General features: G+C 43.4%; 11 protein-coding genes. 9 read left to right on the top strand and 2 right to left on the bottom strand.

Going from position 1 to position 17,106, the window contains the following annotated elements; all coding sequences use genetic code 11:
* Positions 1 to 303 precede the first annotated feature (303 nt).
* From V7K50_RS13760 to V7K50_RS13750, 3 genes are all read left to right on the top strand, one after another.
* Positions 304 to 609: a hypothetical protein gene (locus V7K50_RS13760; RefSeq protein ID WP_334960807.1), complete on the top strand. Its 306-nt coding sequence runs from the start codon at positions 304 to 306 to the stop codon at positions 607 to 609.
* A 202-nt stretch (positions 610 to 811) separates the two neighbouring features.
* Positions 812 to 2,218: a glycosyltransferase gene (locus V7K50_RS13755; protein WP_334960805.1), complete on the top strand. Its 1,407-nt coding sequence runs from the start codon at positions 812 to 814 to the stop codon at positions 2,216 to 2,218.
* 235 nt (positions 2,219 to 2,453) lie between these two features.
* On the top strand, positions 2,454 to 2,813 hold the full coding sequence (locus V7K50_RS13750) for a hypothetical protein (RefSeq protein ID WP_334960803.1): 360 nt from the start codon (positions 2,454 to 2,456) through the stop codon (positions 2,811 to 2,813).
* Between the two features lie 288 nt (positions 2,814 to 3,101).
* Here V7K50_RS13750 and V7K50_RS13745 read toward each other — a convergent pair whose 3' ends face one another.
* Positions 3,102 to 5,183 (bottom strand): DNA polymerase III subunit gamma/tau, encoded by a 2,082-nt coding sequence (locus V7K50_RS13745; RefSeq protein WP_334960801.1) that lies wholly within the window; start codon positions 5,181 to 5,183, stop codon positions 3,102 to 3,104.
* A gap of 537 nt (positions 5,184 to 5,720) precedes the next feature.
* On the opposite strand from V7K50_RS13745, the gene V7K50_RS13740 reads away from it, so the two are divergent.
* The 5 genes from V7K50_RS13740 (at position 5,721) to V7K50_RS13720 (ending at position 15,708) form a co-directional block, all read left to right on the top strand.
* Positions 5,721 to 6,425 carry a hypothetical protein gene (locus V7K50_RS13740; RefSeq protein WP_334960799.1) on the top strand — a complete coding sequence of 235 codons (705 nt, stop codon included), beginning with the start codon at positions 5,721 to 5,723 and terminating at the stop codon, positions 6,423 to 6,425.
* Positions 6,426 to 6,622: 197 nt separating this feature from the next.
* Positions 6,623 to 10,492: a CHAT domain-containing protein gene (locus V7K50_RS13735; RefSeq protein ID WP_334960796.1), complete on the top strand. Its 3,870-nt coding sequence runs from the start codon at positions 6,623 to 6,625 to the stop codon at positions 10,490 to 10,492.
* Between the two features lie 539 nt (positions 10,493 to 11,031).
* Positions 11,032 to 12,717, top strand: coding sequence for a M14 family metallopeptidase (locus tag V7K50_RS13730; protein WP_334960794.1), 1,686 nt, complete (start codon positions 11,032 to 11,034; stop codon positions 12,715 to 12,717).
* A gap of 277 nt (positions 12,718 to 12,994) precedes the next feature.
* Positions 12,995 to 13,198 carry a GNAT family N-acetyltransferase gene (locus V7K50_RS13725; protein WP_334960792.1) on the top strand — a complete coding sequence of 68 codons (204 nt, stop codon included), beginning with the start codon at positions 12,995 to 12,997 and terminating at the stop codon, positions 13,196 to 13,198.
* 836 nt (positions 13,199 to 14,034) lie between these two features.
* Complete coding sequence (locus tag V7K50_RS13720; protein ID WP_334960790.1) at positions 14,035 to 15,708, top strand: fasciclin domain-containing protein; 1,674 nt, start codon at positions 14,035 to 14,037, stop codon at positions 15,706 to 15,708.
* A gap of 254 nt (positions 15,709 to 15,962) precedes the next feature.
* Here V7K50_RS13720 and V7K50_RS13715 read toward each other — a convergent pair whose 3' ends face one another.
* A complete protein-coding gene (locus V7K50_RS13715; protein ID WP_334960788.1) occupies positions 15,963 to 16,628 on the bottom strand; it encodes a class I SAM-dependent methyltransferase in 666 nt (221 codons plus the stop codon).
* A gap of 67 nt (positions 16,629 to 16,695) precedes the next feature.
* Between V7K50_RS13715 and V7K50_RS13710 the strand changes: the two genes are divergently transcribed.
* A complete protein-coding gene (locus tag V7K50_RS13710) occupies positions 16,696 to 17,103 on the top strand; it encodes a hypothetical protein (RefSeq protein ID WP_334960786.1) in 408 nt (135 codons plus the stop codon).
* Positions 17,104 to 17,106: the final 3 nt, after the last annotated feature.

Raw genomic sequence — 17,106 nt, 5'->3', positions numbered from 1 at the left:
CTAAAGCACATGGGGGAGTGGGGACTGGGGAGTGGAGTTCAAAGACTCGTTAGGGACTTCCAAATAAAAAAATGTCCCAAAACTGACCCAAAAACCCTCTCTATTTCTCCTTTCTCTGTGTTGCGCCAGTTGCTTCTCCCAGGGGGAGACGCTACGCGAACAAGTCGGGGAACCCGCCCAACGCACTGGCTTCTCTGTGCGGCAGTCGCTCATGGGGTAAACCACGCCAGATGCTCCACTTGGGGAGACCCCAAGACCGCGCTGCCTTGTCTCTGTGGTTCGTTTATTTGGATAATTTATTTCTTGAAGTCCCTTAGCAACTATCAAAGACTCATCTCTTATGCCCAATGCCCAATAAATGAAGTTACTGCTAAGAAATATAAAAATCTCGGTTACAATGATGCTGCATTAACTTTTATCGAAGCTGGGAACGATAACATTAAAAATCCTGACTGTAAAGTGATGGATGCAGTTATTGCAGTTTCTCCCAACAACAAGCTGCTGCTACCTTGTTATTACTTTGTCCAAACCGGAGTTCTCATTAGAGAAAGTCCAACTCTACAAGCTTCCTGCCCAAGTGGGTATCAAAGGAGTCAAGCCTCTGTCTAAGAGTATTAAAGGTGGTTAACGCGGGTAATTACGCAGAGTGGCGGTGACAACAAAGGTAATCCCAGTAGCTTTTGGTTTAAGGATAGCGGGTATTGCAGTTTGCCCATTCCGATTAATGTCGGGAAAAGTAGCTTAGGGATATTTGTCCGTAAAATTACTAACTGTAGACAAATACTGATTTTGGAATCAAGCAACCTAACCTATGCCAGCGAATTCCTGGCCCGAAGAAGATTCTTATCAAGAGCTTGATCCGCTCAACTCCTTGTTGTCTGACCTATCAGTAGATGAGGAGTCTGTGTTAGAAACAAATCCTGTGTCTCTAACACCCCGGTTTCAAGGTCGTAGAGGCAAAGCCGCTCTAGTCTTGACTATCGTCTGGAGTGGCACGATCGCTCTACATTTAGTTTCTTGGGCTTCTATATTTATTCTAGGATTGGCCACCATTCTAGGATTTCATGCTTTGGTGGTGGTGTTTACTAAATCCCGTCGCTATCCAAAAGAAATACAGGGGGATTTGCCCTTTGTATCTGTGCTAGTGGCTGCGAAAAATGAAGAAGCGGTAATTGCTAAATTAGTCAAAAATCTTTGTAATCTGGAATATCCAGGTGGGCAGTACGAAGTATGGATAATTGACGATCATAGCAGTGATAGCACGCCAGATTTATTAGCAGAACTTGGACAGAAACACGATCAACTGAAAGTATTAAGGCGTTCAGCAGAAGCGAGTGGCGGCAAATCGGGGGCGTTGAATCAGGTATTGCCGCTCACAAAGGGCGATATTATTGCAGTATTTGATGCTGATGCCCAAGTGACACCAGACTTGCTGCAACAGGTAATACCTTTATTTCAAAGAGAAAAGGTGGGGGCGGTGCAGGTGCGAAAAGCGATCGCCAACGCTAAAGAAAATTTTTGGACTAAGGGGCAAATGGCCGAAATGGCGCTTGATACCTGGTTTCAGCAACAGCGCAGTGCCCTTGGTGGGATTGGCGAACTGCGAGGCAATGGTCAATTTGTCCGGCGTTCAGCCTTGGAAAGCTGCGGTGGCTGGAATGAGGAAACCATTACCGATGATTTGGATTTGACAATCCGCTTACATTTGGATAAATGGGATATTGAGTGTGTTTTCCATCCAGCCGTGCAAGAAGAAGGAGTGACAAGTGCGATCGCACTTTGGCATCAGCGCAGCCGTTGGGCAGAAGGCGGATATCAGCGCTATTTGGATTATTGGGATTTAATTCTCAAAAACCGCATGGGATGGCGCAAAAGCTGGGATTTGCTGATTTTTATGCTGATTATGTATATTTTGCCAACAGCATCAGTCCCAGATTTATTAATGGCGATCGCTCGTCATCGTCCACCAATGTTAACTACCATCACAGGCTTGTCCCTGAGTATGTCGATGGTAGGGATGTACACAGGACTGAGGCGAATACGTCAAGATCAAAAATTACCACCTTCTACATATTTTCTGATGCTGCTGCAAACCCTGCGCGGATTTTTATATATGTTGCACTGGTTTGTCGTTATGAGCAGTACAACCGCCCGGATGTCGGTAAGACCAAAACGGCTAAAATGGGTGAAAACTTTGCATACTGGGAACGGGGAATAGCCCTTTTGGAGAATTAAAAATAACAGAGGCAGGAGTCAGGAGGAATAATGCCCTCTGCCTCCTGCCTTTTTCACTGTAGAGCATAATATTCACAGTTCGTTTTTTCTTCTGAAAAAGCTAGACTAAGCTAAAACACATTTAATTTGCAGATTAAAATTTTATCAATATCTTGTGGGGTGGGCATCTTGCCCGCCCTAATGATGCAAGTTAAATGCCGATTAGCTTCCTGATGAAAATGAATGAAGAACAATGGCGGCTACTTAGGAAAGAACACTGGTTACTGCTTAAGCAGCAATTTCCCATTGGTCGTAAATTTTGGGCAAAAGTAGGAAAAATTAGACCTTTTGGCATATTTATAGAAGTCGATGATTTTCCAAAGGATTCCTATAGGTATATAGGTTTAATTCATATTGGGCCTATTTTTTACTACAAAGAGGAATGTAAACCACTACCCCTAGATTATGCTCAGTGGCCTCAAGAAGGCACGTATATTTATTGTATGGTTTGTTATTCTCGAGAAGAACACGACAACAAGAATGGACAACTTAGCTTACGTTGGCTGGGGGAAACCAGTCAGTTTAGACCTGAAGCATAGCGATTATCCCTCACTTTAGAAGCAACTATATGGAACTTCCAAAGAATAAATTACTTAACAAAAATCGGTTATATTGCATATTTTATGGTACAAACAACTAACGAATTAAATTAAACAAAATAAACTTAACTAGTAGTAAAAATAAAAATCTAAGTTTGATATAGCTTTGTAGTATTTTATTGAAACTAAAATCATGAGTAAGATATAATTAGTAACATCAGTTTTGATTATTTTTCCACATCAAATAAATTTTATTCATTTCCCAGCTTTTAATTCAATATAAGAGCATTATTCATCATCCACATCTGCTTCTTCTACCCATTCAGGTGTAGTCATGGAATCGGAGAATTCTGTGGAATCATCTGCAAAGCGGATAATTTGCCCGTTGAAAAATTCGGCTAGGCGTTGAGCTGCGATCGCTACTTCATCAACTTCCCAATCAGGTGCAGGTGTTCGCTGTGGCGGTGGAGGCAAAGTTTGCGCCCCATTTCTATTTCCACCATTTCCATTTACCCCATTTCCATTTCCACCGTTTCCATTTACGCCATTTCCATTTATGCCATTTCCATTTTTTGCTGCTGTCGGTGCTGGTGGTGGATTAGTTGGCTGTGGTACTGACGCTGGAGACGAAGTTTGCTGGTTGTAACTGGGAGTTGGTGGTTGCTGAACGCGAGTAGAGTCTTTTGGGGGAGGATTTTTTTTGGCTGAGGTAGGAGTTATAGAGCTTACCTGTTCCAGATTTACCTGAATTTCATGCCCAAAAGTCTTCTGAAAAGCTGCCTTGATCATCGGGAGATCCGATTTAAGTGTTTCATACCATTTAGACCCTTTGACAGCCACACGCGCCATACTACCGTTAAACTCTATTAGTTGGCACATTTGCCCCAGTAAAGCTTGTCTCGAAGGCATCGGAAAATTAGCACGCACTTGTTGCCAAACCTGAGTTAAATCATATTGCGCTTCCCCAACAACTTCTGAAGTTACTGGTTCAGTGTTCGCAGGTGACACAGGTACAGATACTGGTTCAGGGGTTGGTGGTGAAACTGAGTTAGCAGCAGAATTGTGATTTGTTTGCTGTTCAACTGGGGGAGATGAAGTGACGGGCTGATTTTGGGCAGTCGCGAGATGATTGGAAGATGCAGAATTATGATTTGTTTGCGGTTCAGCTAAAGGTACAGAAGAGACTAGGTGATTTTGGACAACTGCTGAAGGATAGCTTGGAGATACAGCAGGTATGTTAACTCGCGGCGCAACACTTGGGGCTTGTGGCTGAATATTCGTCGCACTGGGTAACAATCCTAGTAATGTTACCTCCAACCACAAACGCGGCTGAGTGGTATTTTTAATTTGCACTTCTGATGTTCGCAGGTGTTGCTGTCCTGCTAAAATCACGCTTATATCAAAGTATTGAGCAAATTCAACCAGCGCTGTCCAAGTTTGTTGAGTACAAGCAACCAAATCGTGGCGATTGGGTGCGGTTTTAGCTATGAGTAAATCGCGGTAGAAGGCGGCGAGATTTTGCAGAAGAGTTAGGGGTTCTCGACCACGATCTAGGATGTAGTGAGTACAGTCTAGAACTGCTTCCGGTTTATCTTGAGCGATCGCCTTTAACAGCCCCAGCAAGTCCTGTTCGCTTACCGTCCCCACCAAATCCCAAACTCTATCTGGTGTCACTTCACCCGCTAATAAACCCAATTGATCAAGTAAGCTTTCGGCATCCCGTAACCCTCCTTGAGCAAGTTGGGCTACCAGGGTGACAGCATCGGGTGAAATATGAATGTTTTCATAAGATGCGATCGCACTTAAATGCTTCACCATCGCCTCTAACTGAATGCGTCTAAAATCAAACCTTTGACAGCGCGAAATAATCGTTGGTAACACCCGTTGCGGATCTGTTGTTGCCAATATAAAAACTACGTGTCTCGGTGGTTCTTCTAATGTTTTTAGTAGGGCGTTGAATGCCTGAGTACTGAGCATGTGGCATTCATCAATAACATAAACCTTGTAGCGACACTGCACAGGAGCAAACTGGGCTTTTTCAATCAACTCGCGGATATTATCGACACCAGTATTACTGGCGGCATCGATTTCAATTATGTCTAGGGCGTAGCCCTTGGTAATTCCCTGACAAACCTCACACACGCCGCAGGGTTCAGCAGTGGGCTGATCGCCTTTAAGACAATTGAGGGATTTGGCTAAAATCCGGGCACTAGAAGTTTTCCCCGTACCTCTGGGGCCAGTGAATAAATAGGCGGGGGCGATTTTGGATGTGCCGATCGCGTTCGTGAGGGTGGTAGCGATCGCTTCTTGACCCACCAGTTCAGCAAAACTCTTTGGGCGATATTTGTGGTGCAGGGGTTCGTAAGACATGGAAAAATAGACTTCAATGCCTTTCAACGTTTAATTAGTAGCACCGAGTCGAGTTTAGGATTCAATTATTTTAAACTCTGGTACCTGCTTTGTTTATTGATATTGCTAGAGCCACTGCACTCAACTAATGCCGTATATTTTGGCACTCAGGAACGCAAGCAACCAGAGCTTATCCTCTACTATGATTTCAAGATCAATGGTATTGGAATTATAGCATACCATTTAGTACATTTGTTCTAATTAACCAGTGAGGAAAAATCAATTAAAAATTAAAAATTAAAAATTAAGTGAGATAAGGAGACAAAGAAGATACCCAATGCCCAATGCCCAATACTTCGGCTTACCTCGGCTTCGCCCTTCTCCTATCGGAGACGCTGCGCGAACGGCTACGCTCAGGACAGGCTCGGCACAAGTCGCGGTAGTTGAGCGTAGTCGAAACTCAGTACAAGTGCCCAATGCCCCATGCCCAATGACTATACGTTAGTCCGGTGCGATCGCTACAATTTTATAGATAAGCAATACTCGATGGTGTAGCAGATGCTCAAGCAGCTATTTCAATGGCTCAAAAAGCTTTTTCAGAGCTTGTTTGGTGGAAAACAGACTGCCTCAAAATCTAGGGAGAATGTGGAAAAAGAACCAGCACCCCCCTTAAGCGATACGGATCTGGAATTTCTCTTCAACGAACTCTTGCAAGGAGTACATCAAGCACGAGGGGAAGCATGGGCACGGAAATGGCTGCATAATATTGAGCATCGCATTCCAACTGAAGACTGGGTTGAGTGGTTAGGGCGCTTTGGCGATAGATTACTAGCATCACCGACACCCAATAATGAAATGGCTGCGCGGTTAGTGCAACTGGGTGAGTTGGACATCCCAGAAATCGGAGATGTTGCCTATAGTATCGGGATGCAGTTGTTGACACGCAATCAAGGCGAACCAATTTGGGAATATGAAGGGCCAGATGTTCTTAACACAACTTTGCCACCTGAACTAACTGATCCAATATTAGAGTCAACAGACTCACCAGAGAATCCCTCAGAGAATCCCTCAGAGAATCCCCCAGAGGGAGAATACCAAACTGTCACCATAGAAGAGTTATTTGTGATGTTGCAAGAGGATGAAAACTTACGCCAACAGATTGCTCAACAGCTTGCCGTTGAAACAGATGATCCGCAAGTGCTTGTCCAGGCGTTAATTAGTCAATTATCTGGTCAATCGACTACAGAGCAAACAGAAAATTAACTGCTTGGCACGACAAAACTCAAGAGTTAAATCTGAGAATTGTAACGTTGTAATGCTATACTCTTGAAGCTTTGTATATTTTTTGCTATCCTTCTACGGAAGCGCTGTCAGAATCTAATGGATTTTTACGTAATTCATGATTTTTTTAACACAACGATGGCTACAATCTAGAAAAATAAAATCCAAGTGTGTGGCAGATGCTCAGGCGGATATCGCAGTCGCTTAAAAGGTTTTTAAAGCGACTCATTGCACGTAAACAGACTAGTTCTCTCAAGGGTGCGAGAGGAAACAATCTGGTGGAGATACTACCAGAACTAACCAATGCTGAACTGGAACAATTGTTTATCCAATTGTTAGAAGGCGTGCATCAAGCACGAGGACGACAGTGGGCATTGAGGTATCTGCAACGGCTGGAAAATCGCGTTTCGGCTGAACGCTGGATAGATTGGTTGGTGATGTTTGGCGAAAGATTGCTAGCTTCACCCGCCCCGAATCCTCTTTTAGCATCACAGATGGTGCAATTGGGGGAACTTGATGTTGGCAGAATTGGAGATATTGCATATAACATTGGCATCCGGCTGATGCAAAACTCACCCATACAAAACTCACCCACACCCATAGAGTATGACGACAATCAGGCGCAAGATGTCGTAGAAATCACTCCTGGGCAAGAACTAATCCGCGATTTGGGCGAGGAGTTATGGGAGTATGATCAGCCTGATGTCGTAGAAACTACTCCTGGGCAAGAACTAATCCGCGATTTGGGCGAGGAGTTATGGGAGTATGATCAGCCTGATGTCGTAGAAATCACAACCGACGAAGAAATTCTCCCAACTTCTCCTGGACAAGAGCTAATCCGTAGCTTAGGTGAAAAGTTATGGGAATATGATCTGCCAGATGTTGAACCAATTACGTCAGCACCCCAAAATCTGCCTTCTGAGGAAAGATTGACTGAGAATTTAGCGGAAGTGGTATTTGAGTATGAACCAGAAGATGCTCAAACCACAATCAGAGAAAATATCCCTCTACCCGCAGCCCAAGATTCAATCACCTCATTAGCCGAACTGAGGTTTGACGATGAAGAAGTTACTCCAACTAAAACACCAGCAAATCTGCTTTTTACTAGAGAAAGAAGCGAATTAGCAACGTCTTCCTCAGAGGAAAGCTGGGATAACACTTTGACCAATTTAGAGCCAAATGTGGCTTCTGCCCTAGATGAGTTGTGGGTGAGATTGGATCAAAGTACCAATTTAGTCCAGCAACTTGCTTCTAATTTGGCAGTTCAAAGCAGTAATTCTGCTGGTATTATTGAGCGACATAACGATAATCCCATTACCCACGCTCAAGGGTGGTTTTACCAAGGTCTAAGCCAAGCGAAAACCGGTGATTTGTTAGGCGCGATCGCCTCTTACGATCAAGCCATTGAACTTCAACCCGAATTCTCAGAATATTGGTTTAACCGAGGCTTGACACTTTTCCATTTAGAACGTTTTGAAGAAGCGATCGCATCTTACGAAACCGCCACACAATTAAAACCCGACTTCTACAAAGCTTGGTACAACCGGGGTGGAACTCTCGGAGAATTAGGATATTTTGAAGAAGCGATCGCTTCTTTTGACAAAGCCATAGAAATTAAAGCAGACTACCAAGAAGCGTGGTCTAGTAAAGGTTTGGCACTGCTGAAATTAGGTTGGCTACCCGAAGCGATATCTAGTTATGACCAAGCCCTGTATTTGGAACCAGAAGACCAGGAAAACTGGTATCACCGAGGCATAGCCCTAGCTGTCGGCGAACAATTTGCCGAGGCGATTATATCTTACGACAGAGCGATCGAAATTGACCCAGAGTATCACGAGGTTTGGATAGACCGGGGTGTAGTGCTGTTTAATTTAGGAAAGTGGTCAGAAGCGATCGCTTCCTGGGATAAAGCCCTTTCAGTTCAAGCCGACTTCTACTTAGCTTGGTACAACCGGGGTATAGCCTTAGACAACTTAGGACGTAGACAAGAAGCCATCGCCTCCTATCGGCAAACGATCGCCATTAAACCCGACTTTCACCTAGCTTGGTATAATCAGGCAGTAGCATTGTTTTATTTAGAACAATTTGCCGAAGCGATCGCTTGTTATGACAACGCTTTACAAATTAAACAAGATTATTGGGAAGCTTGGATTGGTCGAGGAACTGCGATCGGTCATTTAGTAGATTCTGACCCATTGCGGAATTTGTCGAGTAGTATCACAGCAACAAATCCCGCCTTACAACAGGGCGGCTACGAAGGAAAACTAGCCAGCTACGAAGAAGGGTTAAAACATCTACGAACAGATACCCACCCAGAAGGTTGGGGTAGATTGCATTTTGCGATCGCTAATACTTACTACGAAGAAGGCAAAAAACATACCAATACCCGCGATTATTGGCGCAAAGCCGCATCTGAATATCATCAGGCGTTGTTAACCCTGACATTAGAATATTTTCCCCAGTTGCACCTAGAGGTTTTGCAATCTCTAAGCAAAGTGCTGATGGGTTTGGGACAAACAACACAAGTTCAAGAATTGCTGCAACGCGGTACAGATTTATTGCGACAATTATTAAGTGAAGAAACTCGCTCAGACGAAAGTAAAAAACAACTAGCCCTGAAATTTGCAGGCTTTGATCAATTGGCTGTTGATTTAGCCGTAGAGTCTGGTGATTTAGTAGAAGCGTGGGAAATTGCCGAACAAGGGAAAAATACTTGTTTAAACTGGCTGCTTTATGGCTGGAATGATCAGATTTATTCGCCTTATTATGGCGCAATTCAACAACTATTTAATCCCACAACAGCAATTATTTACTGGCATATTAGTCCAGTCGCCCTACACACATTTATTCTCAAAGACCAAGCGCCATCACCGATTCTCCTATTTACACCCATGCAAGATACTGGGGCAATAACTTTAGGAGAAGACGCCATCCGTCTAAATGAATTGCCCCTACCCGAAGCAGTGCAACGCCTAATTGAATTTGAAAATTGGCTAGAAGATTGGCATCAGCAATACCAAGAATATCGCCGCACAGCCCAAGACAAAGAAAGTAAAAGCCAGCATTCTTGGCGAGTTGATATGGAAGCAAAGCTATTGCAACTGTATGAAATACTAAATATTTCCACAATTGCTCAGGAACTCGAAGGCATCACCCAACTAGTTTTAATTCCTCACCGTGACTTGTATAGATTGCCCATTCATACACTTTTCCATCTCTCTTCACCATCGCCGGAAGAGTTGCCAAATGTGGAGTCAAATTTCACAGTCACCTATCTGCCGAGTGCCCAAATAGGTTTATCAATAAGAACTGAGGATATTTGGCAGTGGCAAAATAAGTTATTGCTCAGTGTTGAACATCCTGAAAGTACAGGTTATCCCACACTTAAATTTGCCAAACTTGAGTCTGAAGTTGTGAGCCAGATGTTCAATAATACCCAACGAATTCAGGGGGCAGAAGCTACAAAAAATCTTGTTGAAAATGCCTTATCTGATAATTATAATATCTTGCATTTTACGGGTCATGTAACTAATAATTTGGTTGAGCCTAAAAAGTCAGAATTAGCATTAGCAGGTGAAGACAGACTTACTCTCGATGAAATCTGCCAACAAAATCTCGCAAGTTACAACCTGATTACCCTCTCTGCCTGTGAAAATTTAAGTACCAGCAACCAGACTATCAGCAGCGAATATGTGAGTTTAGTCAGTGGTTTTGTGAGTCAGGGCGTACCTCATGTAGTGAGTACTCTCTGGAGTGTAGAATCTTCGGCTAGTGCTTTGGTAATGATCGAGTTTTACCGACGATTACAGCCCAATAAATCAGCAGTTACTGCCTTAGCTGAAGCAACACGATGGCTGAAAGAATTAACGGCTGGAGAACTGACCAAATGGTATGAAGATATTTTGAATAATCTGCATCCAGAGGAAATAAGAATTCAAACTTATTTAGCAACACAACTATATAGAAATAGTAAAATGGCATCAGATAAAAATCTTTATAATCATCCTTACTACTGGGCAGCATTCACAATTACGGGTAAGCCGAATTAATCAAAACCCCACACTTACACTAGTTCAGAGAACAATGATTTTGACGATGCTATAGGACTCATATTTGATTTTTGAAATACACGTAGGGGAGCCAGTCGTGTGGGCGGGTTTCCCGACTTGAGCGAACTGGCGTTGCGTTATGCCTTTGGCTAACGCACCATCTAAAGGTTTGGGTGCGTTACGCTACGCGATAACACACCCTACATACACTTAGATTGTTTCAAAAATCAAATCGGATTGCTATAGTTTGTTGGCTAGTCGAGCAGATAGACTTTATGAAGAAGTCGAAAATTTGGAAATCGTCATCTCAGAATTGGAGTAGAAATGAAAACAATTGAAGAATTAAGGACTCGGATCAAAGAACTCAGTAGTCAAGCTGTAAAATTTAGTAAAAAAGCAACTTAAGTTTGTTTGACAGGCCGGGAACAAGCTAAACAGTTCAGACAACAAGCTAGGGAAGCTAGTAAGCGTTGTCAGTTATTGATACAAGAATTGAAACGGCAATAGGTTTAAAATAATTCCTAATGGGGAGGTTTGTTATGCCAGATGTTAGGTTTGATAAATACTATCGTTATGAAGACCTGACAAGCATTCTGCATAGTTACGCTGAAGAATTTCCCCAAGTAGTACGTATAGAAAGCATTGGCAAAAGTTACGAAGGACGTGATATTTGGCTATTGACAGTTACCAACTTTGCCACCGGCGCACATCAAGAAAAACCTGCCCTCTGGGTTGATGGCAACATCCACGCCACTGAATTAGCACCGTCAAGTGTTTGCCTATACCTCTTGCAAACATTAGTTACAGCTTACGGAACTCACTCAGAAATCACCCGTTGTTTAGATACCCGTACCTTCTACATTTGCCCCCGTGTTAACCCTGATGGGGCTGAGTTGGCATTGGCTGACAAACCAAAATTTATTCGCTCCGGTACTCGTCCCTATCCCCATGATGAGGAAGGCAACGACGGGTTAGTGATGGAAGATATCGATGGCGATGGGCGGATTTTACTGATGCGAATCCCCGACGCTAATGGGGCTTGGAAGGTCTGCCCTAGTGAACCACGCCTGCTGGTGCGACGCGAACCAACAGAAACAGGTGGTCAATATTATCGCGTACTACCAGAGGGAAATATCGAAAATTACGACGGAGTTCAGATTCAAATTCAGCGTTCTAGGGAAGGGCTAGACTTAAACCGGAATTTTCCATTTTTGTGGCGGCAAGAATCTGAGCAATCGGGGTCTGGTCCCTATCCGACATCTGAAACAGAAGTGCGATCGCTCGTTGAGTTTATCACCACACATCCTAATATTACAGGAGCGATCGCATTTCACACTTTTAGCGGTGTTCTCATCCGTCCCTACACCCACCTCAGCGATGACGAATTCCCTGTTAATGACCTCCGCACCTACCAACGCATTGGCGCTAAAGGTACTGAACTTACTCAATACCCAGCCATATCCGCCTTTCATGATTTCCGCTATGACCCCAAAGACGTAATTACAGGTATATTCGACGACTGGGCTTATGAATATCAAGGTCTATTTGCCTGGACAGTAGAAGTGTGGAGTCCGCAGCGCCAAGCTGGAATTAATGATTATAAATACATCGATTGGCAGCGAGAACACCCTGTAGAAGATGACTTGAAGATGCTGCGCTGGAACGATGAAAAACTTGCAGGTAAGGGCTACGTAGATTGGTATCCCTTTGAGCATCCCCAACTCGGACAGATTGAACTAGGCGGCTGGGATACCATGTACGCTTGGACAAATCCCCCCCCTGAGTTTCTGGAGAAAGAGATAGCCCTCTTCCCCGAATGGCTAGTTTGGCATCTGTTAATATCTCCTCGTTTAGAGATTTATGAGGCCAGTATCTACAGCTTGGGTGATGATACTTATCGGGTGCGATTGGTTGTGCAGAATACAGGCTGGTTACCCACCAACGTCACCCAAAAAGCCTTAGAAAAAAAGCTGGTGCGAGGCTGTATTTGTGAAATTGAACTGCCTCCTGGGGGAACTTTAGTAACGGGTAAGCCCCGTGAAGAGTTAGGTCAATTAGAAGGACGAGCTTACAAGCCTTCAACTCCCATTAGACGGCACAGTGATCCTACCAAGGATCGAGGGAAGGTGGAATGGGTGGTGCGTGTACCCCAAGGTAGCACAGTTAAACTCCTAGCCCGTCATGAACGTGCTGGAGTTGTTCGCACTGAATTGACATTCCCATGATTTGACATTTGAAATTGTCAAACATACTTCCTGGCATAATTACCCTAATACAGTTTTGTCTAAATCTATAATTACCGTTGCCTGATTACACGCGACGAACTTCCTCAACTTCTGGCTTTGTATCACCACCTAAATCCAGTCGATGCGCCTCTGCCTGCTGACGATATTTTACAATCCATCTGGGATGCTATTTTACATGATCCCCGTTTGTATTACATTGTGGCTGATCTTGCTAACCAGTTAGTAGCAAACCTGTAACTTAAGCATTGTTCCCAACTTGACGCGTGGCGCACGTCCATACGGGATTATTGAAAATGTTGTTACTCACCCCGATTATCGACAACAAGGATTAGGTACGCAAGTACTGCATTATGCCTTGGCTTTAGCATGGCAGCAACACTGTTATAAAGTGATGCTTCTGAGTGGCTCAAAACGCGAGGAGACGTTGCACTTCTATGAAAAAGCAGGGTTCAAGCGTTGAGTCAAAACCGGATTTGTTGCCCTACCTCCAGAGGAGTTGTGAGCAAGATTGATATAGATTAGACACCTTCCAAAAATCCTAGTTTATCTTTGGGTTCCTTTTCATAAAATTGTCTTTTGTCAAAAAATAATTCTTAGCCAAAAATCTGGGCGCAGTCAGGCTCGAAAATTTTGATTGCGATCGCTAATTCCCAGTCTAGCATTTTCAAATTGCCCATCACTGACAACTATCTAAAGAGTGAAAGTTTTTACTCAAAATCCAGCCCTGAGTTAGTTGTATAATCTCGATTAAGTGATTAATAATAATTATATAACCAAGGGAACATTTTATTTATTAAATGCTACTAAAGATCATGATACATTAAGTTTGACGGCACTAACCCTCCTCGGCAATTATAAAGAGACGGCTATGAAAGGCCAATTATTTTACTGCTTGACTGCAATTTTAGAACTAATAAAATCGCCTCCTTGCATTAATTATCTTTATTATTGCAACAGATCAGATCGCCACGGTGTCGCTGCTTATATTTAGTGTGATCTGCGGTTCTTAAAAAAAAAATAGGAATTACGCAAAACTACACGCACTCAGGGGCAATTCCTGAATTGCCCCCGATGGAAATCAGGGTTTCGGCTATTGTTTGCGTAAGTCTTGATGTTATGAGATGTTAGAGCAGCTACTCATAATGTCCCACATTTTAATTTTCCAGAGTTAACGGGTTTCATTTCTGGTTTCCATATCGAGGCAACCAACCAATGATCTGGATATTTGTATTCACTTAACCCTGCATCGTGTATTTTCTAATACTCAACCCAAGAAATTGAAAAGAGGATATTTCCATGTCTAGTTTGTCTCGTTGGTCATCAACAAAGATTGCTTTCCTAGTTCTGGGAATGACAACTGCCACAATCGCTCCCATTGTAATTTCTGCACCAGCTTTATCTCAAAATACTGTTCCATCTACACCATCGGCTACACCATCACCAACTTCAACAGCTAACCTGTCTGATGTTTCCTCAGATTATTGGGCGCGTCCCTTCATTCAAGCCCTAGCCGACAATAACGTAATTGCTGGCTTTCCTGATGGTACTTTCAGACCGAATCAACCTGTGACTCGTGCTGAATTTGCCGCCTTGATTCAAAAAGCCTTCAGTAGCCAAAGCCGAGTTCGGCAATTAAGTTCTGGTGGATTTAGTGATGTTCCTGCTAACTATTGGGCGGCTTCTGCAATTCAAAACGCCTACGAAACTGGATTCTTGGCAGGCTATCCTGGGAACGTATTTAAACCAAATCAAGAAATTCCTAGAGTGCAGGGGATTGTTTCTTTAAGTAATGGCTTGGGTTTGTCTGGTGGCGATGCGAATACTCTCAGTAGTTTCTACAACGACGCTTCAGCTATCCCTAACTATGCTGTTAATAGTGTCGCTGCTGCCACAGTAGGTAATCTTGTTGTGAATTACCCGGATGTAAAACAACTCAATCCGCAACAGTCTTTAACTCGTGCTGAAGCTGCGGCACTATTATATCAAGCTTTAGTTAAGCAGGGACGGGTACAACCCATTGCTAGCAACCTTCCGGCTAGTCAGTATGTTGTCGCTGGAACTCCAACCAGTAGTGATATTGTTGCTCTTGCTGCATCCAGTAGTTCTTTTACAACTCTGACTTCTTTATTAAAGACATCAGGTTTAGCTGATGTTCTTCAACAAGCTGGCCCTTATACAGTCTTCGCTCCCACCGATCAAGCATTTGCTGCTTTACCTGCTGCTACCTTACAAGAGTTGCAGCAACCAGAAAACAGAGAAGCATTGATTAAGATTTTGAGATATCATGTGCTTCCTGGTGCGGTAACTGCTAGTCAACTCTCTTCTGGGGAACTGAAAACCGTTGAAGATAAACCTGTAAATATTCAAATCGATCGCGCTAACAATCAAGTCTCGGTGAATAATGCCAGAGTTATCCAGGCGGACGTTAAAGCTAGCAATGGTATTATCCATGCAATTAACCAAGTCTTGATTCCGCCTGATGTTAATATCAGTAAGTTAAATCAGCCACCAACAGGAAGTACAGGTACAACACCTGATGTAACAGTAGGTAGAGCTACTCGTGGTGGCAGAAGCTATATCGGAGTTGCTGGTAACATTGGTTTGCTCGGCAATGATAGAGCTCTGAGCGACGGCAACTTTGCAGTCATCAGCAAAGTTGGTCTGACACGCAATATATCAGTACGACCATCGGTAATATTTGGGGATAATACACTGTTTCTAGTTCCCTTGACTTTAGATTGGTCTCCCCGCAGAGGAGGTTCGGTGGATAATGAAACGTTCTCTATATCTCCTTATGTGGGTGCTGGTGTAGCCATTGCAGCTAATAACGATACTGATTTTGGATTACTGCTAACTGGTGGTGTAGATGTTCCTCTTGGTTCTAAATTTACACTGACGGGTGGTGTAAATGCTGCTTTTTTGAATGATACTGATGTCGGACTACAATTCGGAGTTGGCTACAACTTCTAAGTCAACAGAAGTAAAACACGGAGTAGAGGCAATTCATGAATTGCCCCTACGTATAAATTAGAGTTTCGGCTCTTATTTAACGCGGTGTGCAACTTGCTCTCAAACCTAACCCCCAGCCCCTTCCCTACAAGGGAAGGGGAGCAAGACTTAAAGCCTCTCTCCGCTTCGGGGAGAGGAATGGAAGTGGGGTTTCAAGAATAAGTTGCACATCGCGTTATTTAGATAATTTGTGAGTAAATTGAGTTAAAACTATACTAAGGTCGCTTGATGGCTAGAGTCAGTCCATCGGCGATGGGGACAAGGGAGAGTGTTACACGTTCGTCATGATGTAACTTTTTGTTGAGCGCCCGGATTGCTTGGGTGCTTTCATCTTGAATTTGCTCCTGGGCAACTTGTCCTGACCATAAAACATTATCGATCGCAATCAATCCACCTGGACGCACTAATTGCAGCGATCGCTCGTAATATCCATCATAATTTTCTTTATCAGCATCAATAAAGGCAAAATCAAAGGCCTCGCCTTGCCCATCTGCCAATAGCTGATCTAAAGTTTCTAAAGCTGGTGCCAATCGGAGATCGATTTTCTCAGCAACCCCGGCTTCTTGCCAATATCGCCGGGCGATCGCAGTAAATTCTTCACTCACATCACAAGCGATAATTTTCCCATCAGCCGGTAGTGCCAAAGCTACAGAAAGGGAGCTATAACCCGTAAACACTCCAACTTCTAGGGTTTTCTTCGCTCCAATTAACTGTACCAGAAGGCTCATAAACTGCCCTTGTTCTGGTGAAATCTGCATTCCACCCCGGGGATGACTGGCGGTTTCTTGGCGCAACTTCCTAAGAATCTCTGGCTCTCGTAGCGAAACGGATAAAAGATAATTGTAGAGTTGGTTATCAAGACCTATAGACTGTTTTGGCATGGTAGATAAGAGAATTAAGAGAATCTACAGTTATACTATCGCTCATAAGTGGAATCTCAGGAATAACATGGTGCGGTTAGTTTTGACAGCAATATTGCTAGTGTTAGTGACAGCTTGTGGCAGTATTGGGCTGCTACCCACTAGCGAGTTAGTGCAAAAAGCGATCGCACTTGGGCTAGAACAAACTCAACAAAAACTGAGCCAACAGTTGGATCTAGATTTTCAAGGATTTGAAATCAAGGGGCTATCAATTACCCAAGAACAACCCCTAACTATTGAAAATTTACCAGCTTTCCGCGTTCGGGGAACCTACGACTTGATTATTAAGTTACCAAAACGGCGCTTGACACAACCACAAAAACCCTTTGACGTTTACTTGCAAATTCAGCAAGAAGGTAAAACTTGGCGATCGCTAATTCCAGAAAAAGGTAGTAAAAATACTCAATCAATTTGGCGTAGCTATCTCATCCAATAGTTG

This window comes from Nostoc sp. (genome assembly GCF_036917135.1).
Lineage (GTDB): Bacteria > Cyanobacteriota > Cyanobacteriia > Cyanobacteriales > Nostocaceae > Nostoc.
The sequence above is the reverse complement of the archived record's forward strand: the minus strand, read 5'-3'. Positions and strand labels throughout refer to the sequence as shown.